Annotated in this window: 24 protein-coding genes and 2 pseudogenes; 16 read left to right on the forward strand and 10 right to left on the reverse strand. The window is 70.5% G+C overall.

Translation table 11 applies throughout. The annotated features are described in order from the left end of the window. Position 1: 1 nt before the first annotated feature. Genes iolD through iolC form a run of 4 tightly spaced genes read right to left on the reverse strand, consistent with a single transcriptional unit; the run spans position 2 to position 4629 of the window. Positions 2–1888 carry a 3D-(3,5/4)-trihydroxycyclohexane-1,2-dione acylhydrolase (decyclizing) gene (gene iolD / locus ACFY9I_RS03810; protein ID WP_390996218.1) on the reverse strand — a complete coding sequence of 629 codons (1887 nt, stop codon included), beginning with the start codon at positions 1886–1888 and terminating at the stop codon, positions 2–4. Then, a complete protein-coding gene (gene iolB, locus ACFY9I_RS03815) occupies positions 1885–2733 on the reverse strand; it encodes a 5-deoxy-glucuronate isomerase (protein WP_390996220.1) in 849 nt (282 codons plus the stop codon). Before iolB ends, iolD begins: the two co-directional genes overlap by 4 nt. 7 nt (positions 2734–2740) lie before the next feature. Continuing rightward, on the reverse strand, positions 2741–3637 hold the full coding sequence (locus ACFY9I_RS03820; protein ID WP_390996997.1) for a deoxyribose-phosphate aldolase: 897 nt from the start codon (positions 3635–3637) through the stop codon (positions 2741–2743). Positions 3638–3678: 41 nt separating this feature from the next. Then, positions 3679–4629, reverse strand: a complete 951-nt coding sequence (gene iolC, locus ACFY9I_RS03825) for a 5-dehydro-2-deoxygluconokinase (protein WP_390996223.1) — start codon at positions 4627–4629, stop codon at positions 3679–3681. Positions 4630–4754: 125 nt separating this feature from the next. Between iolC and ACFY9I_RS03830 the strand changes: the two genes are divergently transcribed. From ACFY9I_RS03830 to ACFY9I_RS03840, 3 genes are all read left to right on the forward strand, one after another. Beyond that, positions 4755–5681 carry a TIM barrel protein gene (locus tag ACFY9I_RS03830; protein ID WP_390996226.1) on the forward strand — a complete coding sequence of 309 codons (927 nt, stop codon included), beginning with the start codon at positions 4755–4757 and terminating at the stop codon, positions 5679–5681. 316 nt (positions 5682–5997) lie between these two features. Next, entirely contained in the window at positions 5998–6198 is a 201-nt protein-coding gene (locus ACFY9I_RS03835; RefSeq protein WP_390996228.1) for a MerR family transcriptional regulator, read from the forward strand. A 65-nt stretch (positions 6199–6263) separates the two neighbouring features. After that, entirely contained in the window at positions 6264–6896 is a 633-nt protein-coding gene (locus ACFY9I_RS03840; protein WP_390996230.1) for a GNAT family N-acetyltransferase, read from the forward strand. On the opposite strand, the gene ACFY9I_RS03845 is transcribed toward ACFY9I_RS03840, so the two are convergent. Continuing rightward, positions 6877–7920 (reverse strand): alcohol dehydrogenase catalytic domain-containing protein, encoded by a 1044-nt coding sequence (locus ACFY9I_RS03845; protein WP_390996233.1) that lies wholly within the window; start codon positions 7918–7920, stop codon positions 6877–6879. The two genes, ACFY9I_RS03840 and ACFY9I_RS03845, sit on opposite strands and share 20 nt — an antisense overlap. Before the next feature lie 169 nt (positions 7921–8089). On the opposite strand from ACFY9I_RS03845, the gene ACFY9I_RS03850 reads away from it, so the two are divergent. Continuing rightward, a complete protein-coding gene (locus ACFY9I_RS03850) occupies positions 8090–8329 on the forward strand; it encodes a cation transporter (protein ID WP_390996235.1) in 240 nt (79 codons plus the stop codon). A gap of 313 nt (positions 8330–8642) precedes the next feature. After that, a pseudogene (locus ACFY9I_RS03855) lies at positions 8643–9060 on the forward strand (HAD-IC family P-type ATPase); the annotation flags it as partial. Positions 9061–9703: 643 nt separating this feature from the next. Here ACFY9I_RS03855 and ACFY9I_RS03860 read toward each other — a convergent pair. Both ACFY9I_RS03860 and ACFY9I_RS03865 read right to left on the reverse strand, forming a co-directional pair. Then, positions 9704–10993 carry a citrate synthase gene (locus tag ACFY9I_RS03860; RefSeq protein WP_390996238.1) on the reverse strand — a complete coding sequence of 430 codons (1290 nt, stop codon included), beginning with the start codon at positions 10991–10993 and terminating at the stop codon, positions 9704–9706. A 258-nt stretch (positions 10994–11251) separates the two neighbouring features. Further along, entirely contained in the window at positions 11252–13516 is a 2265-nt protein-coding gene (locus ACFY9I_RS03865) for an ATP-dependent RecD-like DNA helicase (protein ID WP_390996241.1), read from the reverse strand. A gap of 220 nt (positions 13517–13736) precedes the next feature. Between ACFY9I_RS03865 and ACFY9I_RS03870 the strand changes: the two genes are divergently transcribed. After that, on the forward strand, positions 13737–14375 hold the full coding sequence (locus tag ACFY9I_RS03870; RefSeq protein ID WP_390996243.1) for a hypothetical protein: 639 nt from the start codon (positions 13737–13739) through the stop codon (positions 14373–14375). A 267-nt stretch (positions 14376–14642) separates the two neighbouring features. Here the strand turns inward: ACFY9I_RS03870 and ACFY9I_RS03875 are convergent, their stop codons facing one another. From ACFY9I_RS03875 to ACFY9I_RS03885, 3 genes and pseudogenes are all read right to left on the reverse strand, one after another. Continuing rightward, positions 14643–15071: a VOC family protein gene (locus ACFY9I_RS03875; protein WP_351414584.1), complete on the reverse strand. Its 429-nt coding sequence runs from the start codon at positions 15069–15071 to the stop codon at positions 14643–14645. Between the two features lie 84 nt (positions 15072–15155). Continuing rightward, positions 15156–15359, reverse strand: a complete 204-nt coding sequence (locus ACFY9I_RS03880) for a DUF397 domain-containing protein (protein WP_390997000.1) — start codon at positions 15357–15359, stop codon at positions 15156–15158. After that, positions 15351–15704: pseudogene (locus ACFY9I_RS03885) on the reverse strand (helix-turn-helix domain-containing protein); the annotation flags it as partial. The gene ACFY9I_RS03880 and the pseudogene ACFY9I_RS03885, both read right to left, overlap by 9 nt. A gap of 44 nt (positions 15705–15748) precedes the next feature. Between ACFY9I_RS03885 and ACFY9I_RS03890 the strand changes: the two are divergent. The 10 genes from ACFY9I_RS03890 to eccD all read left to right on the forward strand — a co-directional run bounded on the left by ACFY9I_RS03890 (position 15749) and on the right by eccD (position 25792). Next, on the forward strand, positions 15749–16843 hold the full coding sequence (locus tag ACFY9I_RS03890) for a DUF2332 family protein (protein WP_390996246.1): 1095 nt from the start codon (positions 15749–15751) through the stop codon (positions 16841–16843). Between the two features lie 273 nt (positions 16844–17116). Next, positions 17117–18205 (forward strand): substrate-binding domain-containing protein, encoded by a 1089-nt coding sequence (locus ACFY9I_RS03895; RefSeq protein WP_390996249.1) that lies wholly within the window; start codon positions 17117–17119, stop codon positions 18203–18205. Then, the gene (locus tag ACFY9I_RS03900; RefSeq protein ID WP_390996252.1) at positions 18202–19737 is read left to right on the forward strand and encodes an ATP-binding cassette domain-containing protein; all 1536 of its coding nucleotides are present in this window, start codon (positions 18202–18204) and stop codon (positions 19735–19737) included. The genes ACFY9I_RS03895 and ACFY9I_RS03900 overlap by 4 nt, the downstream gene beginning before the upstream one ends. Beyond that, positions 19727–21688, forward strand: coding sequence for a substrate-binding domain-containing protein (locus ACFY9I_RS03905; RefSeq protein ID WP_390996254.1), 1962 nt, complete (start codon positions 19727–19729; stop codon positions 21686–21688). The genes ACFY9I_RS03900 and ACFY9I_RS03905 overlap by 11 nt, the downstream gene beginning before the upstream one ends. 35 nt (positions 21689–21723) lie before the next feature. After that, positions 21724–22623, forward strand: a complete 900-nt coding sequence (locus ACFY9I_RS03910; RefSeq protein WP_390996257.1) for a PfkB family carbohydrate kinase — start codon at positions 21724–21726, stop codon at positions 22621–22623. Then, complete coding sequence (gene rbsD / locus ACFY9I_RS03915) at positions 22620–23009, forward strand: D-ribose pyranase (RefSeq protein ID WP_390996260.1); 390 nt, start codon at positions 22620–22622, stop codon at positions 23007–23009. The genes ACFY9I_RS03910 and rbsD overlap by 4 nt, the downstream gene beginning before the upstream one ends. A 344-nt stretch (positions 23010–23353) precedes the next feature. After that, positions 23354–23686, forward strand: a complete 333-nt coding sequence (locus tag ACFY9I_RS03920) for a hypothetical protein (RefSeq protein ID WP_390996263.1) — start codon at positions 23354–23356, stop codon at positions 23684–23686. A gap of 23 nt (positions 23687–23709) precedes the next feature. After that, a complete protein-coding gene (locus tag ACFY9I_RS03925; protein ID WP_390996266.1) occupies positions 23710–24021 on the forward strand; it encodes a pore-forming ESAT-6 family protein in 312 nt (103 codons plus the stop codon). A 72-nt stretch (positions 24022–24093) separates the two neighbouring features. Beyond that, positions 24094–24387: a hypothetical protein gene (locus ACFY9I_RS03930; protein WP_390996269.1), complete on the forward strand. Its 294-nt coding sequence runs from the start codon at positions 24094–24096 to the stop codon at positions 24385–24387. A gap of 16 nt (positions 24388–24403) precedes the next feature. Then, positions 24404–25792 carry a type VII secretion integral membrane protein EccD gene (gene eccD, locus ACFY9I_RS03935; protein WP_390996271.1) on the forward strand — a complete coding sequence of 463 codons (1389 nt, stop codon included), beginning with the start codon at positions 24404–24406 and terminating at the stop codon, positions 25790–25792. Positions 25793–25927 lie beyond the last annotated feature (135 nt).

The following is a 25927-nucleotide window of genomic DNA, read 5'->3' on the forward strand; positions in this document are numbered from 1 at the left end:
CTCACAGATGGCGGCGTCGGGTAGAGACGTGCCGGTCGTACTCCTCGCGTGCCCTGACCGCCGACGAGCGGGTCGCGGTCTCGGCCACAGGTACATCCCACCAGGCCTGCGCGGGAGGCGGGCCCGACACTGTGTCTGCCGTTTCGGTCTCCACGTAGACACATGTGGGAGTGTCGGCCGCCCGTGCCTCGGCGAGGGCGGCGCGCAGGTCACGGACCGTCTTGGCGCGCAGCACGCGCATGCCGAGACTGGCCGCGTTGGCGGCGAGGTCCACGGGCAGCGGGGCTCCCGTGAACGCGCCGTCGCCGGAACGGAAGCGGTAGGCGGTGCCGAACCGCTCCGCGCCGGTCTGCTGGGAGAGTCCGCCGATGGACGCGTACCCGTGGTTCTGGATGAGCAGCACCTTGATCGGCACGTTCTCCTGCACGGCCGTGACGATCTCGGTCGGCATCATCAGATACGTGCCGTCGCCGACCAGCGCCCACACCGGGCGGTCGGGGGCGGCCAGCCGGACGCCGATCGCGGCCGGGATTTCGTACCCCATGCAGGAGTAGCCGTACTCCAGGTGGTACTGGTCCCGCGACCGCGCCCGCCACATCTTGTGCAGGTCACCGGGGAGGGAGCCGGCCGCGTTGACGAGGATGTCGCTCTCGTCGACGATCTCGTCGAGGAGGCCGAGGACCTGGGCCTGGGTGGGCCGGGTGTCCGGCTCGTCGGCCTCGTAGCAGGCGTCGACGCGGTGCTCCCAGCGCTGCTTGTCCTCCGTGTACTCGACGACGTACGCGTCCGCGACCCGGTGCCCGTGCAGTTCGAGCGCCTGCGTCAGCTCCTCCAGTCCCGCTCGCGCGTCCGCGATCAGCGGCAGCCCGGAGAGCTTGTGACCGTCGTGGGGCGCGATGTTGAGGTTGAGGAAGCGGACGCCGTCGGCGGCGAAGAGGGTGCCGGAGGCGGTGGTGAAGTCCGTGTACCGGGTGCCGACGCCGATCACCAGGTCGGCGGTGCGGGCGAGTTCGTTCGCGGTCGCGGTGCCGGTGTGGCCGATGCCGCCCACGTCCTGGGGGTGGTCGTGGCGCAGGGAACCCTTCCCGGCCTGGGTGGACGCCACGGGGATGCCGGTGGCGTCGGCGAGTTCGGCGAGCGCCTCCTCCGCGCGGGCGTGGTGGACACCGCCGCCTGCGACGATCAGCGGGCGGCGGGCCTCGCGGACGGCCCGTACGGCGGCGGCCAGTTCGGTAGCGTCGGCCGCCGGGCGGCGGACGTTCCAGGTCCGCTCGGCGAAGAACTCCTCCGGCCAGTCATACGCCTCCGCCTGCACGTCCTGCGGGAGGGCAAGGGTGACCGCGCCCGTCTCCACCGGGTCGGTGAGGACCCGCATGGCCTGGAGCGCGGCCGGGATCAGGGCCTCGGGGCGGGTGATCCGGTCGAAGTACTTCGACACCGGGCGCAGCGTGTCGTTGACGCTGATGTCGCCCGCGTACGGGACTTCGAGCTGCTGGAGGACCGGATCGGCCGGACGGGTGGCGAAGATGTCGCCGGGGAGCAGCAGCACCGGGAGGTGGTTGATGGTGGCGAGGGCGGCGCCGGTGACGAGGTTGGTGGCGCCGGGGCCGATGGACGTCGTCACGGCGTGCGTGGAGAGGCGGTTCGACTGCCGGGCGTAGCCGACGGCGGCGTGCACCATCGACTGCTCGTTGCGGCCCTGGAGGTAGGGCATGTCGTCGGCGTACTCGACCAGCGCCTGGCCGAGGCCCGCGACGTTGCCGTGGCCGAAGATGCCCCAGGTGGCGCCGATCAGCCGCCGCCGCTCGCCGTCGCGCTCCGTGTACTGGGCGGCGAGGAAGCGTACGAGGGCCTGGGCGACCGTGAGCCGGGGGGTCTTCCTGGTCATCGGTACCCCTCCGTGTGGTCGGGGTGGAAGCAGATCTGCCACTTCCGCTCGGGGCCGGGGCCCGCCATCACGTTCAGGTAGTACATGCTGTGGCCGGGCTGCGCGATGGACGGGCCGTGCCAGCCGTCGGGTACGAGCACCGCGTCACCGGAACGGACCTCGGCGAGCACCTCGGCGCCGCCCTCGCGGGACGGCGAGACCCGCTGGTAGCCGAAGCCGTTCGGGCCGTCGATCTCGAAGTAGTAGATCTCCTCCAGCTCGGTCTCCTCCCCCGGCCGGTTCTCGTCGTGCTTGTGCGGGGGGTAGGAGGACCAGTTGCCGCCGGGGGTGATGACCTCGACGGTGATCAGCTTGTCGCATTCGAAGGCGTCGGCGGAGGCGAAGTTGCGCACCTGGCGGGCGCAGGTACCGCTGCCCCGGTCCTCGACGGGAACCTCCGGCGCGGGGCCGTAGCGTGCGGGGAGTCGTCGCTCGCACTTCGCTCCTGCCAAAGCGAAGCGGCCTCCCGCACCGGAGGCGATCTGTACCCGGGCGTCGCGGGGCGCGTACACGAAGTCGGAGACTCCGGCGAACACGCTCTCCCTGCCCAGGATCTGGAACTCTTCGTCCTCTTCCCGGCCCGATTCACCGGATTCGCCCGATACCCGCACCGTACAACCGCCATTGAGGGACAGCACGATCCACTCGCTGTCCCCGGTCGTGAACGTGTGCGTGCCGTCCGGCCCCAACTCCACGATCCGCAGGCTGCTGTGGGTCCATCCGGCCCGCTCGGGGTCGATGTCGACGACGTACCGGTCGCCGGCGGTGGCGCCCTTGGGTACGTACAGCTCGGTCTTCTGTTTCATGCGGCCCTCACAGCAGTCCTACGGCGGTGTCCACGGCGGCGGTCACGTCGTCGTCCGCCGGGTAGAGCAACGAGCGGCCGACCACCAGGCCCTGCACGGTGGGCAGTTGCAGCGCGCCCCGCCACTTCTCGTACGCGCCCTCCTGGTCCTCGCCGACATCGCCGCCGAGCAGGACGGCGGGCAGCGTCGAGGTCTCCATCACCCGGGCCATGTCGTCGGGGTTCTCGGTGACGGGCACCTTCAGCCAGGTGTACGCCGAACTGCCGCCTAGCCCGGCGGCTATGGCGATCGACCTGGTGACGGCGTCGGCGCTCAGATCGTTCCTGACCTTGCCGGTGGCCGGGTCGCGGCGGCTGATGAACGGTTCGACGAACACGGGGAGTCCACGCTCTGCCATGGCGTCCACGGCTCGGGCGGTGGACTCCAGGGTGGTGAGGGAGCCCGGGTCGTCGTAGTCGACGCGCAGCAGGAGCTTGCCGGCGTCGAAGCCGAGGCGCGCGATGTCCTCGGGGCGGTGGCCGGTGAAGCGGTCGTCGAGTTCGAACGAGGCGCCGGCCAGCCCGCCCCGGTTCATCGAGCCCATGACGACCTTGCCGTCGAGCGCGCCGAGGAGGAGCAGGTCGTCGAGGATGTCGGCGGTCGCGAGGACGCCGTCCACACCGGGGCGGGACAGCGCCAGGCACAGTCGTTCGAGGAGGTCGGCGCGGTTCGCCATGGCGAGCTTGCGGTCACCGACGGACAGGGCGCCGCGCGCCGGGTGGTCGGCGGCCACGATCATCAGCCGGCCGCTGTCCCCGATCAGGGGGCGCCGGGTGCGGCGGGCAGCGGCCTCGGCGATGGCCTCGGGGTGGTGGACACGGGTGCGGACGAGGGCGGAGACGTCGACGGGGCCGAGCGGGCTCACGGGTCGCGCGGGGCCGGTGGGGACGGCGGGGTGGGCGGTGGTCACAGGACCGCCCCCGCCGCGACGGCCGCCTCGATCTCGTCCACGGTCGGCATCGCCGAGGAGCACTCCAGGCGGGAGGCGACGATGGCGCCGGCGGCGTTGGCGTGGCGCATGGTCTTCTCCAGGTCCCAGCCTTCGAGCAGGCCGTGGCAGAGGGAGCCGCCGAAGGCGTCACCGGCGCCGAGGCCGTTGAGGACGTCGACGGGGAGGGGCGGCACTTCGGCGGACTCGCCCTTGCTGTTGACCGCCAGGACACCCTTGGGGCCCTGCTTGACGACGGCGAGTTCGACCCCGGCGTCGAGGAGCGCGCGGGCGGCGGCCCGCGGCTCGCGGACCCCGGTGGCGACCTCGACCTCGTCGAGGTTGCCGACGGCGACGGTCGTGTGCCGCAGGGCCTCCTCGTAGAACGGGCGGGCCTCGGCCGGGTCGGCCCAGAACATGGGGCGCCAGTCGAGGTCGAAGACCGTCGTGCCGGCCTTGGCCCGGTGGGCGAGCGCCGCGAGCGTCGCCGTGCGGCTGGGCTCCTCGCTCAGGCCCGTACCGGTGACCCAGAAGATCCGGGCCTCGGCAATCGAGTCGAGGTCCAGCTCGTGGGCGTCGATCTCGAGGTCGGGCGCCTTGGGCCTGCGGTAGAAGTACAACGGGAAGTCGTCCGGCGGAAAGACCTCGCAGAAGGTGATCGGGGTCGCGAGGTCCGGGACCGGGGTGACCCAGCGGTCGTCCACCCCGAAGTCGCGCAGTGCCTGGTGGAGGTACTCGCCGAAGGGGTCCTCCCCCGTGCGGGTGATGACGGCGGTGGAGCGGCCCAGACGCGACGCCGCCACCGCGACATTGGTAGCCGATCCGCCGAGGAACTTCCCGAAGGACGTCACCTGGGGCAACGGGACGCCCGTCTGCAACGGGTAGAGGTCCACACCGATCCGCCCCATGGTGATCAGGTCGTACGCCATCGAGTTCCCTTCACGCTGCCGGTTGCGTCAAGGTCTAGTCCCGCCGGAGCGACCCTGTCAATACTTTGTCCAGACATTCGGACGACCTATTGACACCCTCCGCCGGGAGGCTGAAGCTGACTCCCATGACGTCGTTGTCACCTCAGTCCCAAGTTTCCGGCCTCTCTCGCATCCGTGTCGGCTCTGCGCCCGACTCCTGGGGCGTGTGGTTCCCCGACGATCCCCAGCAGGTCCCCTGGCAGCGCTTCCTCGACGAGGTCGCCGCCTCGGGCTACGAGTGGATCGAGCTCGGCCCGTACGGCTATCTGCCGACCGATCCCGCGGTCCTCGCCGAGGAGACGGCGAAACGTGGCCTGAAAGTGTCGGCGGGCACCGTCTTCACCGGGTTGCACCACGGCCCGGACGTCTGGGAGAAGACCTGGGCGCACGTGGCCGACAACGCGCTCCTCGCGCAGGCCATGGGCGCGAAGCACCTCGTCGTCATCCCGTCCTTCTGGCGGGACGACAAGACGGGCAAGGTGCTGGAGCCCAGCGAACTGACGGTCGAGCAGTGGCGACACCTCACCCAGCTCACCGAGCGGCTCGGGCGGGAGGTGCGGGAGAGGTACGGCCTCCAGATCGTCGTCCACCCGCACGCCGACACCCACATCGACAGCGAGGAGAACGTCGTCCGCTTCCTTGACGGCACGGACTCCTCGGTCGTCTCGCTCTGCCTGGACACCGGGCACTACGCCTACTGCGGCGGCGACAGCGTCAAGCTGATCGAGACGTACGGGGAGCGCATCGGGTATCTGCACCTCAAGCAGGTCGACCCCGAGATCCTGGCCGAGGTGCGGGCGAACGAGATTCCGTTCGGGCCGGCCGTGGCCAAGGGTGTGATGTGTGAGCCGCCCGCGGGCGTACCCGCGCTGGAGCCGGTGCTGGCCGCCGCCGCGAAGCTCGACGTCGATCTCTTCGCGATCGTCGAGCAGGACATGTATCCGTGCGAGCCGGATGCTCCGCTGCCGATCGCCCAGCGGACCAGGGCGTTCCTGCGGTCCTGCGGGGCGTGAGCGCTCCGCCGGGAACCGGACACCGAGAAGCGCCGGGAACTGCGGGTCATCGGCAGGCTGCGTGCGGTTCGTGGCTGGTCGCGCGGTTCCCCGCGCCCCTTTCGGGACGCTGATGCATCACTCTTGCCACAAATAACCTCTTTCTGTCACGTATGTCACGTGTATGCGGGCCTTCCGTCACATGTGTTCCACGGGCCCTTGCCGGTGATCAGCGGGGGTCGTTGACCCGGCACAGGCTTGTGATCGCCAGCGCAGTGCCCGGCTCCCCCGACGGCTTTCCGGCCGCCGCCGTGGTGCGCGCAGGGAGGTGCCACTGATGACCGACCCGGAGTTCTGGTCGTACAAGGACATCGCGGCGCACATCCGTGTGCAGCCCGACACCGTTCGCTCTTACCGCAAACACGGGCTGCTGCCCCCGCCCGACCATGTGGAGGGCGGGAAGCCCTACTGGTACCCGGACACGGTCCGTGCCTGGGTCGCCTCCAGACCCGGCAACCGGGGGCGCAAGGTGGACTGATCCATTCCGTCCGCGCCGTGCTTATTCGTTTGTCCCCGGGCCCGTCCGCTGTCCAGGATCCGGGGATGAACTTCTCCGAGAAGCCCGTGCTCACCGGCGAGAGGGCCGTGCTGCGGCCGTTCACCGGGGACGACGCGCCGGTGATGGCGCGCATCCTGGACGATCCGCAGGTCGTGCGGCTCACCGGCAGCCCCACCGAGGCCATCGGTTCCGAGCGGCTGCGGTCCTGGTACGGCAGCCGCAGCGAGCAGACCGACCGCCTCGATCTCGGCATCGTGGACCGGGCGAGCGGGGAGCTCGTGGGTGAGGCCGTGCTCAACGAGTGGGACGAGGCCAACCGCAGTTGCTGTTTCCGGATCCTGATCGGTCCCGGTGGGCGGGACCGGGGGCTGGGTACGGAGGCCGTGCGGCTGACGGTCGGTCACGCCTTCGAGCGCGTGGGACTGCACCGTGTCTCGCTCTATGTCTTCACCCACAACCCCCGGGCCCTGCGCGCCTACGAGAAGGTCGGGTTCGTGGCCGAGGGGGTCGAGCGGCAGACGCTGTGGCAGGACGGGGAGTGGATCGACGCCGTGCGGATGTCGATCCTCGCGCCGGAGTGGGCCGCCCATCGGGGGCGGCCCGAGGGGGATCCCCGGCGGCCCGACAGTGATCACGGAGGACCCGACGGCGATCGGGTCAGCTCCACGGTTCGATGACCGTGACGCCGCTGCCCGGTGCCGTGTCCATCGCCGCCAGCGCCTCGGGGGCAGCGTCCAGGGGGATCGTCGAGGTCACCAGGAGGTCGGGGCGCAGGACGCCCGCCCGGACCAGCTCCAGCATCCGGGGGTAGGCGTGGGCCGCCATGCCGTGGCTGCCCAGGAGTTCCAGTTCCAGGGCGATCGCGCGGGCCATGGGGACGGGGGTGGTGCCGGCCTCGGAGGGGAGCAGGCCCACCTGGATGTGGCGGCCTCGGCGGCGGAGGCTGTTGACGGAGGCCGCGCAGGTGGCGGGCGAGCCGAGGGCGTCCAGGGAGAGGTGGGCGCCACCGCCCGTGAGGTCGTGTATCGCCGCGGCCGTGTCCGCTCCGGCTGACGCGTCCACGCATTGCGCCGCGCCGAACCCACGGGCCAGGTCCAGGGCCCGGGGGGATACGTCCACGGCGATCACCCGGGCTCCGGAGGCCGCCGCGATCATCACGGCCGAGAGGCCCACGCCGCCGCAGCCGTGGACGGCCACCCACTCGCCCGCCGCTACACGGCCCTGCGTCACGACCGCGCGGAACGCCGTGGCGAAGCGGCAGCCGAGGGAGGCCGCCGTGGCGTAGGAGAGTTCGTCCGGCAGTGCCACCAGGTTGACGTCGGCGTGGTCGAGGGCCACGTACTGGGCGAACGAGCCCCAGTGGGTGAAGCCCGGCTGGGTCTGGCGCTCGCACACCTGGTGGTCTCCGACCGCGCAGGACGGGCAGCTTCCACAGGCGCAGACGAAGGGCACGGTGACCCGGTCGCCGGGTCGCCAGCGGGTCACGCCCGCGCCGGTCGCCTCGACCACTCCGGCGAGTTCGTGTCCGGGGACGTGGGGGAGGGTGATGTCGGGGTCATGGCCCTTCCAGGCGTGCCAGTCGCTGCGGCAGAGGCCGGTGGACTCGACCCGGACGATCACGCCGGAAGGTGAGGGGGTGGGGTCCGCCACGGTCGTCACTCGGGCCGGGGCTCCGAATCGGTCGAACACCACCGCGCGCATGTGTGCCGCCTTTCGCGTTGAGGGATGCCAGGGGCCGCTGGGTGCCCCCTGGCCCCGTCAGCATCGCATCGTCGGTTCACCTCACTTGGATTTATACCCCTAGGGGGTATAAAGTGGGAGCCCTGAAGGGTTACTCGAACCCCACCCCACCCCGACGAGGAGCAACGACATGACCGCCGAGACCGACACTCAGGGTTCCGTCACCACCGTCTACAAGGTGAGCGGAATGAGCTGCGGGCACTGCGAAGGCGCCGTATCCGGCGAGATCGCGCAGGTCGCCGGCGTCTCCTCCGTGAAGGCCGTCGCCTCCAGCGGCGAGGTCACCGTGGTCTCGGCCGCCCCGCTCGACGAGGAGGCCGTGCGCGCCGCCGTCGACGAGGCCGGCTTCGAACTCGTCGGCCGGGCCTGAGGGACGAGCCGGACAGGGACGGCCCTGCTGGTGGGCACCGGCCGCGGCGCCCAGCTCGGCATCCTCTCGGCAGCCCCCTCCGCCCTCCTCAGGGGCTCGGGGAGGGGGCGGTCGAGGATCCGGCCCACCCGGACGTCGTAGCCCTCCATGAGGCCGCGTACGCCGTTGCCGGGCAGGTTCTCGAAGCGCTCGACGGGCGGCAGGGGGCCGACACGGTCCTCGGCGCCCGCGGTGATCGCCCGGCCCACCGGATGCTCGGAGGCGACGGTGTCGACGCGGTGGGTGGACTCCAGGACCTCGGCGTCCTTGAGGTAGCGAGGGGCACACCGCGGTCGTGGTCGCCCGCGACGGCGTGGCACTCGGTGTCGTCACGGCCACCGACGCGATCAAGGAGACCAGCGCCGAGGCCGTACGGCGGCTGCGGGCGCTCGGGCTCACCCCGATGCTGCTGACCGGGGACAACGAGCGGGTGGCCCGGTCCGTGGCCGCGGCGGTCGGCATCTCCCCCGGGCACGTGCTCGCCGAGGTGCTGCCCGAGGACAAGGTCGACGTCGTGCGCCGGCTCCAGGGCGAGGGCCGTACGGTCGCGATGGTCGGGGACGGGGGACGACGTGGCCGCGCTGCCGCCGGCCGCCGCCGGACTGCTCAATCCGATGATCGCGGGGGCCGCGATGGCCTTTTCGTCCGTTTTCGTGGTAACGAACAGCTTGCGACTCAGGACATTTTCGTGACCGTGGGGCAAAAGTCCCTCTAGAGTCCGGAAGCAGCCTCACATAAGCTCTTCACAAGGCTCGCGCATCTTCCTTACGCTGGGTCTCGATCGGCGAATCGGGCCTCTTGCGCATCTTCAGGACATGGGGCAAGAGACGCAGATCACAGTGATGTGAACGTAACCATCGAAGGGGTTCGTGAGTCTAAGTTGGCGATGTCAGAAGCGTCTTGGGGGGCGTGACTGACATCTGGGGATGTCTTGGGGGACGTTCCCGGAATTGCGTTGCCGGGGCACGTACACCGGGGAGCTTTGAGCGGCCCTCCCGTACGTACGGGTCCCGGCAGACCGCACACCAGTAGGACGAGTTCCGCTCGTTCAGTTCAGCGATTCAGGCGCTGGCCCACCAGACGCCCGGCCGGATCCCGTGGGGGGAATCCGCACCGGGACATGGGAAGGCGCCCTGCTCGCCGGCCCGTGGGGGGACCAGCGGCGCAGGGCGCCTTCTTCTATGCCTGTGCTTCTTCTATGCCTGTGCGAAACGAGTGCGGGGCACCCCGAGGGGCGCCCCACGAGGGCCGAAGGGCCGAAGGCTCGAAAGGGGCGCGGGGAACTGTGTGACCAGCTCCCACACGCCCACGGACGAAACGGCCCTACCGGCGGAGCTATCGGGCCTCGACGGGGACGAAGTCCCGCTCGACCACGCCCGTGTAGATCTGACGCGGCCGACCGATCCGGGAGCCCGGCTCCTTGATCATCTCGTGCCACTGGGCGATCCAGCCCGGAAGACGGCCGAGTGCGAACAGCACCGTGAACATCTCGGTCGGGAAGCCCATGGCGCGGTAGATCAGACCCGTGTAGAAGTCCACGTTCGGGTAGAGGCTGCGCGAGACGAAGTAGTCGTCGGAGAGCGCGTGCTCCTCCAGCTTCAGCGCGATGTCCAGCAGCTCGTCGGACTTGCCGAGGGCCGAGAGGACGTCGTGCGCGGCGGCCTTGATGATCTTGGCGCGCGGGTCGAAGTTCTTGTAGACCCGGTGGCCGAAGCCCATCAGACGGACGCCGTCCTCCTTGTTCTTCACCTTGCGGATGAAGGAGTCGACGTCGCCACCCGCGTCGCGGATGCCCTCCAGCATCTCCAGGACGGACTGGTTGGCACCGCCGTGCAGCGGGCCCCACAGGGCGGAGATACCGGCGGAGATCGAGGCGAACATGTTCGCCTGCGAGGAGCCGACCAGGCGGACCGTGGAGGTGGAACAGTTCTGCTCGTGGTCCGCGTGCAGGATGAGCAGCTTGTCGAGCGCGGAGACCACGACCGGGTCCAGGTCGTACTCCTGGGCCGGGACCGAGAAGGTCATGCGCAGGAAGTTCTCGACGTAGCCGAGGTCGTTGCGCGGGTAGACGAACGGGTGACCGATCGACTTCTTGTACGCGTACGCCGCGATGGTCGGGAGCTTGGCGAGCAGGCGGATGGTGGAGAGGTTGCGCTGCCGCTCGTCGAACGGGTTGTGGCTGTCCTGGTAGAACGTCGACAGGGCGCTGACCACGGAGGACAGCATCGCCATCGGGTGGGCGTCCCGGGGGAAGCCCCGGTAGAAGTTCTTGACGTCCTCATGCAGCAGGGTGTGCTGTGTGATCTCGTTCTTGAAGGTGGAGAGCTCGTCGACGGTAGGAAGCTCACCGTTGATCAGCAGGTACGCCACCTCAAGGAAGGTGGAGCGCTCGGCGAGCTGCTCGATCGGGTAGCCGCGGTACCGAAGGATGCCCTGCTCACCGTCGAGATAGGTGATGGCGGATTTATAGGCAGCGGTGTTCCCGTAGCCGCTGTCCAGGGTGACCAGACCGGTCTGGGCCCGGAGCTTGCCGATGTCGAAGCCCTTGTCGCCGACGGTGCTGTCGATCACCGGGTAGGTGTACTCGCCGTCGCCGTACCGCAGTACTACAGAGTTGTCGCTCACGTCATCCCTCACCGACGTAGTGCCTCTTCTTCGAGGTGCCCTGACTGTCTCTACCATCCCCCAATTGGCTCTGGAGAGTGCACTCGGGGTCGACCATCGGGCCCATTGGCGGCACTGAGTGCCGCCAACTTGCTCATCCTGCCCCTTCCGTCCGACATCTGGAAGGGCTGTGTGAGTTTTACGACTCGTTTGATCGATCAAATTTCACTCACGAGCTGCCGGAGCGGCACGAGAGGTTCCCCCGAAGAGGGCCCAGGGCTACAAAACCCGTGGCGCGAGCCGGAAGTCGAGGGCCGTGCACCGCCGACCGGCGGAGACCGTGCGGACCGCCTGACCGATCGCCTTGCGGGAACCGACGAGGACGACCAGCTTCTTCGCCCTGGTCACCGCCGTGTAGAGGAGGTTGCGCTGGAGCATCATCCACGCGCCCGTCGTCACCGGGATCACCACGGCCGGGTACTCACTGCCCTGGGAGCGGTGGATCGTCACCGCGTAGGCGTGCGCCAGCTCGTCCAGTTCGTCGAACTCGTAGGCCACCTCCTCGTCCTCGTCCGTCAGGACCGTCAGGCGCTGGTCGACCGGGTCGAGGGCGGTGACCACGCCGACGGTGCCGTTGAAGACGCCGTTCTCGCCCTTGTCGTAGTTGTTGCGAATCTGGGTGACCTTGTCGCCGACGCGGAAGACCCGGCCGCCGAACCGCTTCTCGGGCAGGTCGGGGCGGGCTGGGGTGATGGCCTGTTGGAGCAGCCCGTTGAGGTTGCCCGCGCCGGCCGGGCCCCGGTGCATGGGCGCCAACACCTGGACGTCCCGGCGGGGGTCGAGCCCGAACCTGGCCGGAATACGGCGGGCCGCGACGTCGACCGTGAGCCGTCCGGCCTCCTCCGTGTCGTCCTCGACGAAGAGGAAGAAGTCCTTCATGCCGTCGGTCAGCGGATGCTGCCCGGAGTTGATCCGGTGCGCGTTGGTCACCACCCCGGACTGCTGGGCCTGCCGGAACACCTTGGTGAGCCGGACCGCCGGGATCGGGCTGCCGTCGGCCAGCAGGTCACGGAGGACCTCGCCGGCGCCGACGCTGGGGAGCTGGTCGACGTCGCCGACGAAGAGGAGGTGGGCGCCCGGCGGCACCGCCTTCACCAGCTTGTTGGCGAGGAGCAGGTCCAGCATGGAGGCCTCGTCGACGACCACCAGGTCGGCGTCCAGCGGGCGGTCCTTGTCGTAGGCCGCGTCGCCGCCGGGCTTCAGCTCCAGCAGTCGGTGGACGGTGGAGGCGTCGGCTCCGGTCAGCTCGGCGAGCCTCTTGGCCGCCCGGCCGGTGGGGGCGGCGAGCACGACCTTCGCCTTCTTCGCGCTGGCCAGCTCCACGATCGAGCGGACCGTGAAGGACTTGCCGCAGCCGGGGCCGCCGGTGAGCACGGCCACCTTCTCGGTCAGAGCGAGGCGTACGGCCGCCTCCTGTTCGGGGGCCAACTCCGCGCCCGTACGCCCCCTCAGCCAGGCCAGCGCCTTGTCCCAGGCCACGTCGTGGAAGCCGGGCATACGGTCCTCATCCGTGCGCAGGAGGCGCAACAGCTGGGCGGAGAGGGAGAGTTCGGCGCGGTGGAAGGGGACGAGGTAGATCGCGGTGACCGGGTCGCCGCCGTCGGGGCCCGGCACCTTCTCCCGTACGACGCCGGGTTCGCCGGAGTCCTCGTCGGGCAGGGCGAGTTCGGCCAGGCACTCGATGACCAGGCCCGTGTCGACCTGGAGGAGTTTGACCGCGTCGGCGATCAGGCGCTCCTCCGGGAGGTAGCAGTTGCCCTGGTCGGTGGCCTGCGACAGGGCGTACTGCAGGCCCGCCTTCACGCGCTCCGGGCTGTCGTGCGGGATGCCGACGGACTGGGCGATCTTGTCGGCGGTGAGGAAGCCGATGCCCCAGACGTCGGCGGCGAGCCGGTACGGCTGGTTCTTCACGACCCCGATCGAGGCGTCGCCGTACTTCTTGTAGATGCGCACGGCGATGGACGTGGACACCTCCACCGTCTGGAGGAAGAGCATCACCTCCTTGATCGCCTTCTGCTCCTCCCAGGCGTCGGCGATCTTCTTGGTGCGCTTGGGGCCGAGGCCCGGCACCTCGATGAGCCGCTTGGGCTCCTCCTCGATGATCTGGAGGGTGTCCAGGCCGAAGTGCTGGGTGATGCGGTCGGCGAAGATCGGACCGATGCCCTTGACCAGGCCGGAGCCGAGGTAGCGGCGGATGCCCTGGACGGTGGCCGGGAGGACGGTGGTGTAGTTCTCCACGGTGAACTGCTTGCCGTACTGCGGGTGCGAGCCCCAACGGCCCTCCATACGGAGGGATTCGCCGACCTGGGCACCGAGGAGCGCGCCCACGACGGTGAGGAGATCGCCGCCGCCCCGGCCGGTGTCCACGCGCGCGACGGTGTAGCCGTTGTCCTCGTTGGCGTAGGTGATGCGTTCCAGTACGCCTTCGAGTACGGCGAGTCGCCGCTCCCCGGTCCCCTGCTGGGCCGTCTTCTGATCGGGCATGATCCGACCGTACCGCCAGGGTGTGACAGGGGGTGGGGGACCAGGGGATCGGTGAGCCCTGTACGGCCCGCCGTGCGCCGCGAGTGACGCGGTAGCGGTAATTGGGGGCTGTCCCCCCATGTCTCCGCACGGGCCGGCGTGGACGCTGAAGCCGTGCGCCGCCGCTTCAACCAGCGGTCGGCACGAGTGCGACATGAGCGTGTTCGACGACAGGAGCAGCATGGCTATGTCAACCCGCAGGGGATTACAGGCGGCAGCGACGGCGGCGGCGGGGGCGGCGCTGCTCGTACCCACCGGCACGGCGTCCGCCGCGACGGGGGCGGCGCAGGCAGGCGCGACGGTGGTGCAGGCCAACTCGGCGTTCATCTTCGTCAACGCGGCGGACGGGGAGCGGAACAGGATCTTCATCAACCCGACCGGTAGCACCGTCACCGTCATCGACAACGGGGCGTCCACTTCGGCGGGCGTGGGGTGCACGCTCAACAGTGACGGTTCCGTCTCCTGCCCGGCCGGCAACCGGACGATCATGGTCGTCGCCGGCGACCAACAGGACACCATCGCCCAGAGAACCGGCCTGCGCGCCTCGATCAACGCCGGACCGGGCAACGACACGGTGTTCGCCCAGGACGCCACCGCCCGTCAGTCCCTCGCGGGCGGAGAGGGACGCGACACCCTGCTGAGCGGCAGCGGCGACGACGTCCTCGTCGGAGGGCCGGGCGTCGACACTTTGAGCGGCGGGGTGGGCGACGACGTCCTGGACAACGTCGATCAGGCTCCGGGCGACTCCGCGCAGGGAGGGGACGGCAGGGACACCTGCACGTCGGACTCCGGGGACCAGGAGATCGGCTGCGAGTCCTGACCTGGTCTCTGGTCTCTGGTCTCCGGTCTCTGGTCTCCGGTCTCCGGTCTCCGGTCTCCGGTCTCTGGTCTCCGGTCCCGGTCCCGGTCCCCTGCGGGTACCTCCGGGCGGTGCACTTCGTGATGGGCCGTAACGTCGTGATGGGCCGTCGGCTCCGGCCGGCGGCCCGTCGCGTTTGGGGGCTTGCGGTGCGGTCGGCAGCGGGGGATGACCGGTGGTTGTCCGGATTACGCTCGGCCGGTGGTCTCGTCGTCGATGGCTCAGTACTCAGTCGATACAGAACTCGTTGCCCTCGATGTCCCGCATCGGGATGCACGCGTCCTGGCCGTCGTACAGGGTTCGTACGTGTACCGCGCCGAGCGGGACCAGTCGTGCGCACTCGGCCTCAAGTGCGGCGAGGCGCTCCTCACCCACGAGTCCGGTGCCGACCCGCACGTCGAGATGCAGCCGGTTCTTGGCGGCCTTCCCTTCGGGTACGCGCTGGAAGTACAGGCGCGGGCCCACGCCTGAGGGGTCAACGCAGGCGAACCATGCGTCCCGCTCCTCGGCCGGCAGCGAGCGCTGGTAATCGTCCCAAGTGGCGAACCCCTTCGGTGGTGGCGGCACGACGTACCCCAGCACCTCGCACCAGAAACGAGCAAGGCGCTCGGGTTCCGCGCAGTCGAAGGTGACTTGGAACTGCTTGATCGATGCCATCGGCCCATCATAGAGACGGCGCCCTTCGTCGCCTCCAAGGCCCGCCCCCGGCCAGGCTGCGGCGCCGCCCCTGCCCGGAGAGGCCTACACGCTCCTTCTCGACCTCTTGAGAGCGCCGATGAAGGCGGTGAAGGAGGAGGTGGAGAAGGTGAGGGTGGCGCGGGTCGGGGTCTTGGAGTCCCGGACGGCTGTGTGGGTGGGGGTGGTGGCTATCTCGACGCAGTTGTTGCCGTCGTCCGGGCCCGAGTGGGACGACTTCCGCCAGGTGTGCATGAGGCGCCTCAGCATGCCCGGGACGTACAGGATCGCCACTTCCCTCAGGAACTCAGCATGGTGTTCCAACTCGGCGAGATCCAGGAACGACGTGGGCAACAGGCCCCGGTACTCCTCCCACCAACCCCGCGTCCGGTCCGCGGCCATGGCGACCAGCGCGTCGATGAACTCCGTGTCGGTGCAGGCGTAGTGGGACGCGAGTCGACGCAGCCGCTCTTCGCTGACCCCGATGAGCCCCAGCTCCATGTGGCTCATCTGGACCCTGTTCGCCCCGAAAAGCGCCGCCGACTGGACGGCTGTAAGGCCGGCGGCCTCGCGGAGCCTGCGGAGTTCGATGGTGGAGTTGCGTGATCCGCGGATAGGGTCGTCGGGATCTCAGGGCTACCGCAGGAGGCGCCGCGACCGTGGGTAAGGCCCGCACACTCGCTGAGGTGTATCGGCAGTTCGGTGAGGTCGACGCCGCCGGGACATCGTCGCTGTACGAGCGCGTCGCCGTCGCCCTCAGTGAGTCCGACGAGGCGCTGCGCGCCATCGAGGCGGCGCCGGCGCGCAAGCGGCATCCCACGCTGATCCTGGCCGCCCTGCACGATCTCGCCCTCGCCGGACGCGCCCCGGCGCTGGCCGCGGCCTATGCGACCGCGGACGGCGACGCCGCCGCCGACGCGGCGATCGACACGCTGTCGCGGATGACCGACTCGGTCGTGGCCATCGCCGCGCGTCGGCGGACGCCAACCAACGGGAGCGAGAACGAGAACGGGCGCTGCGCCGTGCTGTACCCGGCCATCGCCGAGGCCGCGCGCCGGGTGGGCGCGCACACGGTCGGGCTGATCGACGTGGGGTGTTCGACCGGGCTCAATCTCCAAGTCGACCGTGTCGGCATCACGTACGGCGACGGGCTTTCGCTGGGCGACCCGTCGTCTCCCGTGCGGGTGTCGTGTTCGGTCGTGGGAGACCGGCCCGTCCCGGCGCGGGCGATGCCCGAGGTCGTCGCCCGGGTCGGCATCGACCCGGATCCGGTCGACGTGACCGACCCGGACGACGCCCGATGGCTGCGTGCCTGTCTGTGGCCCGATCAGCCGGGCCAGCCGGGTCAGCCGGAGCGGGTCGCGACGCTCGAAGCGGAGATCGTGTTGGTGGCGACGGCACCTCCGCTGCTGTTGCGGGGTGACGCCGTCGACGTGCTGCCCGACGCCTTCGCCCAGGTCCCCGCGGACGCCCTGCCGGTCGTCACCACGACGTGGGCGTTGTCGCGCCTTCCGTTGGAGAGCCGCCTGCGCTTCCTGCACCGCCTCGACGAAGCGGCGGCCGGGCGGGCGGTGGCGTGGGTGTCGGCGGAGGGGGTCGGAGTCGCACCGGCGATCCCCACGCTCGGCGATCGCCGCGCCTCCGGCCACAGCATCATCGGGTTGGCGGTGTTCGACGGGGCCGCCCTGCGGGCCGAGGCCGTGGGCCGCTGCTGGTCCCGGGGCCGCATGTTGACGTGGCTGGCGGACGCGTAGGTCCTCGTTTCGACTGTCGGGCCAGGCGCCGTCGGCCCATGGGTGGGGTCGGCGGCGGGGAGATGGACGGCCGGGCCGGATCTCTTACCGCTTCCAGCGGCCGGCTTCGTACCGTCACGCCCCCTCAGCCCCTCGGCACCCTTTCAAGCCCCCACGCCCCCTCCCACCCCTCGGTCACGATTGGATTTCAGCCACCTTTTCACCCTTGCTTCAGGCCTATGGAATCGATTCCAATCGGTCGTGTAATCGATTCCACGAGGAGGTGGAGCGGCGATGGCCGGCATCAAGGATGTCGCGGCCGAGGCGGGGGTGTCCGTCGCCACGGTGTCGCGGGTGCTGAACGACCATCCGTCGGTCAGCGCGGACGCGCGTACGCGTGTGCTGGCCGCCGTCAAGGCGCTGGGCTACCGCCCGAACGCCGTCGCCCGCTCCCTGCGCACCGACCAGACCCACACCCTCGGGCTGGTGATCAGCGATGTGATGAACCCTTACTTCACGGAGCTGGCGCGGTCCGTGGAGGAGGAAGCGCGGGTGCTCGGGTACAGCGTGATCATCGGGAACGCCGATGAGCGGCCCGAGTTGCAGGATCACCACGTACGGAATCTGCTCGACCGGCGGATCGACGGGCTGCTCGTGTCGCCGACCGACGGTGGATCGCCGCTGATGCTGGACGCCGTGCGGGCCGGCACGCCGATGGTGTTCGTGGACCGGTGGATTCCGGGGGTGGATGTGCCCGTCGTGCGCTCGGACGGGCGCGGTGCCGTGCGGGATCTCGTCGCTCATCTGTACGGGCTCGGGCATCGGCGGCTCGCGATCATCGCCGGGCCCGCCGCCACCACGACCGGTCGGGAACGTGTCGAGGCCTTTCGGGAGGCGCTCGCCGAGCACGGACTGCCGCTGCCCGACGACTACACGGGGCAGGGCGACTTCCAGGCCGAGAGCGGGCGGCGCGTGACCGAGGGATTCCTCGATCTGGCCGAGCCGCCCGAGGTCGTCTTCGCCGCCGACAACCTGATGGCGCTCGGCGCGCTGGACGCCATCCGCGCGCGGGGGATGCGGGTTCCTGAGGATGTCGGGCTGGCCGCCTTCGACGACATCCCGTGGTTCGTGCACACCGATCCGCCGATCACGGCCGTCGCCCAGCCGACGGGCGAGCTGGGGCGGGCCGCCGTACGCGCGCTGGTCGACCGGATCGAGGGGCGGCCCCCGCAGTCCGTCACCCTCCCGGCCCGTCTCGTCGCACGCCTCTCCTGCGGTGAGTCCTCCGCCCAGGCCTCTGTCGACTCCCCCATGGACTCCCCCATCGGCTCTCCCCTCGACTCCCCCGTCGAGTCCCCCGTGACGAACAGGAGCACGTCGTGAGCGACCCGGACGAGTTGCTGCGCATCGAAGGCATACGGAAAACCTTTCCCGGTGTGGTCGCGCTGGACGGCGTCGACTTCGATCTGCGCCGGGGCGAGGTGCACGTGCTGCTCGGTGAGAACGGCGCGGGCAAGAGCACGCTCATCAAGATGCTCTCCGGCGCCTACACACCCGACGCGGGACGGATCCTGGCCCAGGGCGAGGAGGTGCGCATCCATGGGGCGCAGGACTCCGAGCGGCTCGGGATCGCCACCATCTACCAGGAGTTCAACCTGGTGCCCGATCTGACCGTCGCCGAGAACATCTTCCTCGGGCGGCAGCCACGCCGCTTCGGGATGATCGACCGGAAGCGGATGGAGGCCGACGCCGCTGCCCTGCTGGAGCGGGTCGGGGTGAAGGTGTCGCCCCGCGCTCGGGTGCGTGAACTCGGTATCGCACGGCTGCAGATGGTCGAGATCGCCAAGGCGCTCAGTCTCGACGCGCGCGTGCTGATCATGGACGAGCCGACCGCCGTGCTGACCACCGAGGAGGTCGAGAAGCTCTTCTCGATCGTGCGCCGGTTGCGGGCGGACGGGGTGGGCGTCGTGTTCATCACCCACCATCTGGAGGAGATCGCCGCCCTGGGTGACCGGGTGACCGTCATCCGGGACGGCAGGAGCGTGGGGCAGGTCCCCGCCTCCACGCCCCAGGACGAGCTCGTACGGCTCATGGTCGGGCGCTCCATCGAGCAGCAGTACCCGCGGCAGCAGGGCGACTCCGGCGCCGGGGAGGCGTTGCTCGTCGTCGAGGGGCTCACGCGCGACGGCGTGTTCCATGACGTGAGCTTCGAGGTGCGGGCCGGTGAGGTCGTCGGTATCGCGGGGCTCGTCGGGGCCGGGCGTACGGAGGTCGTGCGGGCCGTGTTCGGCGCAGATCCGTACGACAAGGGGGCCGTGCGGGTCAGGGGCTCCGCCGTGCCCAAGGACGACGTCAACGCCGCCATGACCGCCGGGATCGGGCTCGTGCCCGAGGACCGCAAGGGGCAGGGGCTACTGCTGGACGCGTCCGTCGAGGAGAACCTTGGTCTGGTGACCCTGCGGGGCGCCACCAGGGGCGGGTTCGTCAACCTCAAGGGGCAGCGGGTGAACGCCGCCCGCGTCGCCGAGCAGCTCGGGGTCCGGATGGCCGGGCTGCACCAGCACGTGCGCACCCTCTCCGGCGGCAACCAGCAGAAGGTGGTCATCGGCAAGTGGCTGCTGGCGGACACCAAGGTGCTGATCCTCGACGAGCCGACGCGCGGCATCGACGTCGGCGCCAAGGTCGAGATCTACGAACTGATCAACGAGCTGACGGCCGCCGGTGCCGCCGTCCTGATGATCTCCAGTGACCTGCCCGAGGTGCTCGGTATGAGCGACCGGGTGCTGGTCATGGCCCAGGGGCGGATCGCGGGTGAACTGCCCGCCGCCGAGGCCACCCAGGACGCGGTGATGGCGCTCGCCGTCTCCCACCCCACCACCCTCGTGACGGAAACGGAGGCCCCCGATGGCCGCTGACACGCTCAAGAGCACGACGGGCGCGAGCGGCGCCTCGACAGCGACGGGGCTTCGCCGGCTCCTGCTCGACAACGGCGCACTGACCGCGCTCATCGTCCTCGTCGTCGCCATGTCGGTGCTTTCCGGCGACTTCCTGACGGCCGACAACCTGCTCAACATCGGTGTCCAGGCCGCCGTCACCGCGATCCTCGCGTTCGGTGTGACCTTCGTGATCGTCTCGGCGGGCATCGACCTGTCGGTCGGTTCGGTGGCCGCCCTGTCGGCGACCGTGCTGGCATGGAGCGCCACGTCGGAGGGCGTACCGGTCCCGATAGCCGTGCTCCTCGCCGTCGTCACCGGCATCGCGTGCGGTCTCGTCAACGGCTTCCTCATCTCGTACGGGAAGCTGCCGCCGTTCATCGCGACGCTCGCCATGCTGTCGGTGGGGCGCGGTCTGTCGCTGGTGATCTCGCAGGGCAGCCCGATCGCGTTCCCGGAGTCCGTCTCGCACCTCGGGGACAACCTGGGCGGCTGGCTGCCGGTGCCGGTCCTGGTGATGGTCGTGCTGGGCATCGTCACGGCCGTGATCCTCGGGCGTACGTACATCGGGCGTGCCATGTACGCGATCGGTGGCAACGAGGAGGCGGCCCGGCTGTCCGGGCTGCGGGTGAAGCGGCAGAAGCTCGTCATCTACGCGCTGTCCGGGCTGTTCGCCGCCGCCGCGGGCATCGTGCTCGCCTCCCGGCTCTCCTCCGCGCAGCCGCAGGCCGCGCAGGGCTACGAGCTGGACGCTATCGCGGCGGTCGTCATCGGCGGCGCCTCGCTGGCCGGTGGCACGGGCAAGGCGTCGGGGACGCTGATCGGCGCGCTGATCCTGGCGGTGCTCAGGAACGGCCTCAACCTCCTGTCCGTGTCCGCTTTCTGGCAGCAGGTCGTCATCGGTGTCGTGATCGCGCTGGCGGTGCTGCTCGACACCGTGCGCCGGAAGGCGGGAGCAACTCCGGCCGCGGCCGGTACCGGTGGCTCCGCGGACCGGAGGAAGCAGGCGGTGACGTATGTGCTGGCGGCGGTGGTCGCGGCGGCCGTCGTGGGCGCCACCTCCTTCCTGCACAGCGGGTCGTCGGCGGCGAAGAGCGAGAAGATCGGGCTGTCGCTGTCGACGCTCAACAACCCCTTCTTCGTGCAGATCCGGGCGGGCGCCCAGGACGAGGCGAAGAAGCTGGGCGTGGACCTGTCGGTCACCGACGCCCAGAACGACGCCTCGCAGCAGGCCAACCAGCTGCAGAACTTCACGAGCGAGGGTCTCGGCACGATCATCGTCAACCCGGTGGACTCCGACGCGGTCACCCCGGCGGCGAAGGCCGTCAACAAGGCGGACATCCCGCTGGTGGCCGTCGACCGCGCGGTCAACGGCGCGAACACGGCCGCGCTCGTCGCCTCCGACAACGTCAGCGGCGGCAAGCTCGCCGCCAAGTCGCTCGCCGAGAAGCTCGGCGGCAAGGGTGAGATCGTCATCCTCCAGGGCCAGGCGGGCACCTCCGCCAGCCGGGAGCGCGGCGCCGGCTTCGCCGAGGGGCTGAAGGCCTACCCGGGCATCAAGGTCCTCGCCAGGCAGCCGGCCGACTGGGACCGCACCAAGAGCCTCGACGTGATGACGAACCTCCTCCAGGCCAACCCCGACGTCGACGGTGTCTTCGCCGAGAACGACGAGATGGCGCTCGGCGCGATCAAGGCGCTCGGCGCCAAGGCCGGGAAGTCCGTCCAGGTCATCGGTTTCGACGGCACGGCCGACGGTCTGAAGGCCGTGGAGAACGGCACCCTGTACGCGTCGGTCGCGCAGCAGCCCGCCGAACTCGGCAGGATCGCGGTGCGCAACGCGGTGAAGGCCGCCGACGGCGAGAAGGTCCAGAAGTCGGTGATGGTGCCGGTGAAGGTGGTCACGTCCGAGAACGTGGCCGAGTTCAGCGGCTGACAGTCCGGTTCAGCGGCTAACGAAGGAGACCATTCATGTACGACTACGACCTCCTGGTCGTGGGATCGGCCAACGCCGACCTGGTGATCGGTGTCGAGCGGCGACCGGGGGCCGGGGAGACCGTGCTCGGCTCCGACCTGGCCGTGCATCCGGGCGGCAAGGGTGCCAACCAGGCGGTGGCCGCGGCCCGGCTCGGGGCGCGTACGGCGCTGCTGGCGCGGGTCGGTGACGACGGCAACGGGCAGCTGCTCCTCGACTCGCAGCGCGCGGCCGGGGTGGACACCTCGGGGGTGCTGGTCGGCGGGGCGCCCACCGGGGTCGCTCTGATCACGGTGGACCCGTCCGGCGACAACAGCATCGTGGTCTCGCCCGGCGCCAACGGGAAACTGACCCCCGGGGACGTGCGGGCGGCGGACGCGCTGCTGCGGGCCTCGCGGGTGGTCTCGGCACAGCTCGAGATCCCGTGGGAGACGGTGGTGGAGGTCGTACGGCGGTTGCCGGAGGGCACCCGGTTCGTGCTGAACCCGTCGCCGCCGAGGGAGTTGACCCAGGAGGTGCTGGCGGCGTGTGATCCGCTGATCGTCAACGAGCACGAGGCGAAGGTCATCGTCGGCGGGGAACTCGAAGGCTCGCCGGAGGACTGGGCGGGGGCGCTGCTGGCGCTCGGGCCGCGTTCCGTGGTCGTCACGCTGGGGGCGGCGGGGGCGCTGGTCGCGACCGCCGAGGGCAGTGCCCGGGTGGCGGCGGTGAAGGTGGACGCCGTGGACACCACGGGGGCCGGGGACGCGTTCACGGCCGCGCTGGCGTGGAAGGTGGGCGCGGGGGCCGGGTTGGCCGAGGCCGCCGGGTACGCGGCCCGGGTCGGGGCCGCCGCCGTCACCAGGGCTGGGGCGCAGGTGTCCTTCCCGACCGCGGAGGAGGTCGCGGCGCTGTGAAGCGGGCCGGGATACTCAACCGGCGTCTCGCGGGCGCCGTCGCCGAGTTGGGTCACGGGCACGGGGTGCTGGTGTGTGACGCGGGGATGCCGGTGCCGGACGGACCGCGGGTGGTGGACCTGGCGTTCCGGGCCGGGGTGCCGTCGTTCGAGGAGGTCCTGAACGGGCTGCTCGACGAGCTCGTGATCGAGGGCGCGACCGCCGCGCACGAGGTGCGTGCGGCGAATCCGGCGGCGACGGCACTGCTGGAGGACCGCTTCCCCGAGCTGGAACTGGTCCCCCACGAGGAGCTGAAGGAACGGTCGGCGGGGGCGCGGCTGGTCGTACGGACCGGGGAGGCGCGGCCGTACGCGAACGTGCTGTTGCGGTGCGGGGTGTTCTTCTGAGCCGGCTCGTTCCTTCCCGAGCTGGTGAGATGTTTCGAGGGGCCCGGTTCAGTGGACCGGGCCCCTCGGCTTTTCCCCTCCGTACCAGAACCCCCCGCGATCCCCCCGGATCCCCCTCCGAGAAGTCCTGATGCCACGTACGACCCGCGGGGTGCGGGGAGGGTTGCACGGGCACGTGGGATTTTTTTGGTAGGCCAACGGGCTGTAAGGCGGCCTCGCCACAGGGGTGTTCGAATTATGTCCCGATGATGTCACCTTGCGGGCAAGCGCGTTGCGGGTGCAACGCGTTGTGGGAGAGCATGTTCGAGACGTAGGTGACCCAGACACACGGGGGTGGACACGACGTGAAGTTCGACATGGGGTCGACGACCCTGGCGGAGCTCGGCAAGAGCACGGTCGGTTCGAGTGACGACCTCGGGACGCTGATCCAGTTGCTGATCAGCGCGGCCGAACCGCTGGAGGGCAAGTTCAACGGCGCGGGCAAGGCCGCGTTCGACTCGTTCAAGAACCGCGCGGACGAGATCACCGCCGATCTGAACGGCTCGCTCGCCGCGATCCTGGGCGGTCAGTCGGGCATGGACAACGCGTTCGGCACCGGTGACGTGGAGTCCCAGGACAACGCCAACCAGAACATGGGCCTGGCCAACTTCGACGCGGCCCGCTTCGGCGCACGATAAGCAGGAACGAGGGGGAAGTCACCATGGCTCAGAACCAGGACCGCCGTTCGTACGACACCGGTGCCTCGGGCGAGGTGCAGACCGCGCTCGGCACGATCGTGGGGCAGTTGGAACGGGTGCTCAGCGACCGCGACGCCGCCGTGAAGGCCGCGATGACCGACTTCCAGGCCGACGGTGTCTCCGACGACTACCACGGCAAGGAAGAGCGCTGGAAGAAGGCCGCGGGCGAGGTCCGCGAGATCATCCGGCTGGTGCGCACCACGCTGGAACAGAACGACGGCACCGCGCAGTCCACGCTGGCCAAGGCCCGCGCGGCGGTCGACCAGATCGGCTGACGGAGGTCTACCGCTCCGGCGACGGAGGTCGACCGGATCGACTGACGGAGAAGGAAACGAGGTCCCGTAGCCGTGGCGGCGCAGGATTACGACAGCCAGTTGCTGGAGTCGGTGTCGGTGCGCCGTCGACGGCTGCGGGACGCCCTGTTGTTCGGGGCGCAGCGGCAGCGGCGCTCGGTGGACGAACGGATCGGGAAGGTCTTCGCCGGGATCGTCATCGCGGCGGTGCTGTGCGCGGGATGTGTGGGGTGGTCTTTCGTGTCGAACCGCATCATCGGCAAGAGCCCGTACGGGGGTTCCGTGCAGCCCTCCGTCACGCCCTCCCCGACCGTTTCCACAGCCCCGACCAGCACTTCTACCCGATGATAGGTTCGAACGCGTGATGTCTACGGGGACCTTGGGGCAGAGCACGGACGGCGGTCGTACGGCGCTCAGCCGCGTCACGCTGGTGGGCGAGCGGCGGCGCGTGGATCTCGTGCTGCCCTCCCGGGAGCCGGTCGGGCTGCTGCTGCCGGAGGTGATGCGGCTGCTCGACGACCGGGTCGGCGAGCGGCCCGAGTTGCGGCACCTCGTCACCGCGGACGGCTCCGCACTGGCCCACGACAGCACGCTGGAGTCGGCCGGGGTCGCGGACGGCGCCGTACTGCGGCTCGTGCGGGCCGAGGACGCTCCGTCGGCGCCCGTCGTGCACGACGTCACGGACGAGGCGGCCGAGGATCTCGACGCCCGTGGCTGGCGCTGGCGGCCGGCCACGCGCCGGGTCACGGCCGGGGCGGCCACGGTCGGCTGGGCCCTGGCCGCCGGGGTGTTCGCCCGGACCGCGTACGAACCCGGAGCCGTCGCCGGGGCGTTGCTCGTCGTCGCGCTGGTGGCCGCGCTCGCGGGTGCGCTGCTGGGGCGGGCCGGGAAGCGGGGACTGGCGGCGACCCTGATCGCGACGGCCGGTGCGCTGGGCCTGCTCGGCGCCTCGACGCTGGCGGAGGCCCAGGACTGGACCGCGGCCCCGCAGGTGGCGGCCATGGCCGGTGCCGGGGTCGTCACGCTCGTGCTCCTCGGGCTGTTCACTCCCCTCGGGCGGGGTGGGCTGGTCGGGGCGGGGGCACTGGCCGGGGCCGTGGTGTGCTGGCTGGGGGTCGCCGCGCTCGTGTCGGGCACGGGGGCGGCCTCGGTCACGGAGCAGGCCGAGGCGGGGGCGGTCCTCGCGGTGGTTTCCGTGGTCGTGCTCGGACTGCTGCCCCGGCTGGCGCTGATGGCCTCGGGCCTCTCCGGCCTCGACGACCGGCGCTCCGCCGGGGCCTCTGTGAGTCGCTACCAGGTGGCCGCGGCCCTCTCCGCCACGCACCGGGGGCTGGTCCTGGCCACGGTCACCATGGCCGTCTCGGCGGTCGTGGCCGGGGTGTTCGTCCTGCGCGCGCCCAGCAAGTGGACCGTCCTGCTAGCGGTCCTCACCATGGTCGTACTCGCCCTGCGCGCACGGGCGTTCCCGCTGGTCGCCGAGGTCGTGGTGCTGCTCGGGGCGGCCGCCGTGCTCGCCGTCCGGCTGGTCGCGGTCTGGCGGGACCACTCCGGCGACACCGCCGGCCCGCTCGCCGTCCTCGCCCTGCTGGCCGCACTGCCGCTGCTGGTGCTCGCCGTCCAGCCCGCCGAGCACGTACGTGTACGGCTGCGGCGTCTCGGCGACACGTTCGAGTCCATCGGCGTCATCACCCTGTTCCCACTGCTCATCGGGGTGTTCGGGGTGTACGGACGACTGCTCGACACCTTCGCTTAGGAGCTGGGGGCCACACATGGCGCAGGCAGGGGACTGGCAGCGGGATGTGCTGCGCGAACTGGGGCGGGAGGGAGCCGGGGCCGGGGCCGGGGTCGGGGCCTCCGGCGAGGGCACCGAGGAGGGCCGCGCGTCCGG

The organism is Streptomyces sp. NPDC012510, assembly GCF_042955065.1.
Lineage (GTDB): Bacteria > Actinomycetota > Actinomycetes > Streptomycetales > Streptomycetaceae > Streptomyces.

Bases quoted from the DNA above. Each gene is read 5' to 3' on its own strand.
- ACFY9I_RS03910 (WP_390996257.1), top strand. From the start codon at position 21,724: ATGTACGACTACGACCTCCTGGTCGTGGGATCGGCCAACGCCGACCTG.
- ACFY9I_RS03840 (WP_390996230.1), top strand. From the start codon at position 6,264: ATGAACTTCTCCGAGAAGCCCGTGCTCACCGGCGAGAGGGCCGTGCTG.
- ACFY9I_RS03895 (WP_390996249.1), top strand. From the start codon at position 17,117: ATGGCCGGCATCAAGGATGTCGCGGCCGAGGCGGGGGTGTCCGTCGCC.
- ACFY9I_RS03830 (WP_390996226.1), top strand. From the start codon at position 4,755: ATGACGTCGTTGTCACCTCAGTCCCAAGTTTCCGGCCTCTCTCGCATC.
- ACFY9I_RS03875 (WP_351414584.1), bottom strand. From the start codon at position 15,071: ATGGCATCGATCAAGCAGTTCCAAGTCACCTTCGACTGCGCGGAACCC.
- iolD (WP_390996218.1), bottom strand. From the start codon at position 1,888: ATGACCAGGAAGACCCCCCGGCTCACGGTCGCCCAGGCCCTCGTACGC.
- ACFY9I_RS03850 (WP_390996235.1), top strand. From the start codon at position 8,090: ATGACCGCCGAGACCGACACTCAGGGTTCCGTCACCACCGTCTACAAG.
- iolC (WP_390996223.1), bottom strand. From the start codon at position 4,629: ATGGCGTACGACCTGATCACCATGGGGCGGATCGGTGTGGACCTCTAC.
- ACFY9I_RS03870 (WP_390996243.1), top strand. From the start codon at position 13,737: ATGGCTATGTCAACCCGCAGGGGATTACAGGCGGCAGCGACGGCGGCG.
- ACFY9I_RS03835 (WP_390996228.1), top strand. From the start codon at position 5,998: ATGACCGACCCGGAGTTCTGGTCGTACAAGGACATCGCGGCGCACATC.
- ACFY9I_RS03925 (WP_390996266.1), top strand. From the start codon at position 23,710: ATGGCTCAGAACCAGGACCGCCGTTCGTACGACACCGGTGCCTCGGGC.
- iolB (WP_390996220.1), bottom strand. From the start codon at position 2,733: ATGAAACAGAAGACCGAGCTGTACGTACCCAAGGGCGCCACCGCCGGC.
- eccD (WP_390996271.1), top strand. From the start codon at position 24,404: ATGTCTACGGGGACCTTGGGGCAGAGCACGGACGGCGGTCGTACGGCG.
- ACFY9I_RS03845 (WP_390996233.1), bottom strand. From the start codon at position 7,920: ATGCGCGCGGTGGTGTTCGACCGATTCGGAGCCCCGGCCCGAGTGACG.
- ACFY9I_RS03905 (WP_390996254.1), top strand. From the start codon at position 19,727: ATGGCCGCTGACACGCTCAAGAGCACGACGGGCGCGAGCGGCGCCTCG.
- ACFY9I_RS03865 (WP_390996241.1), bottom strand. From the start codon at position 13,516: ATGCCCGATCAGAAGACGGCCCAGCAGGGGACCGGGGAGCGGCGACTC.
- ACFY9I_RS03880 (WP_390997000.1), bottom strand. From the start codon at position 15,359: ATGCTGAGGCGCCTCATGCACACCTGGCGGAAGTCGTCCCACTCGGGC.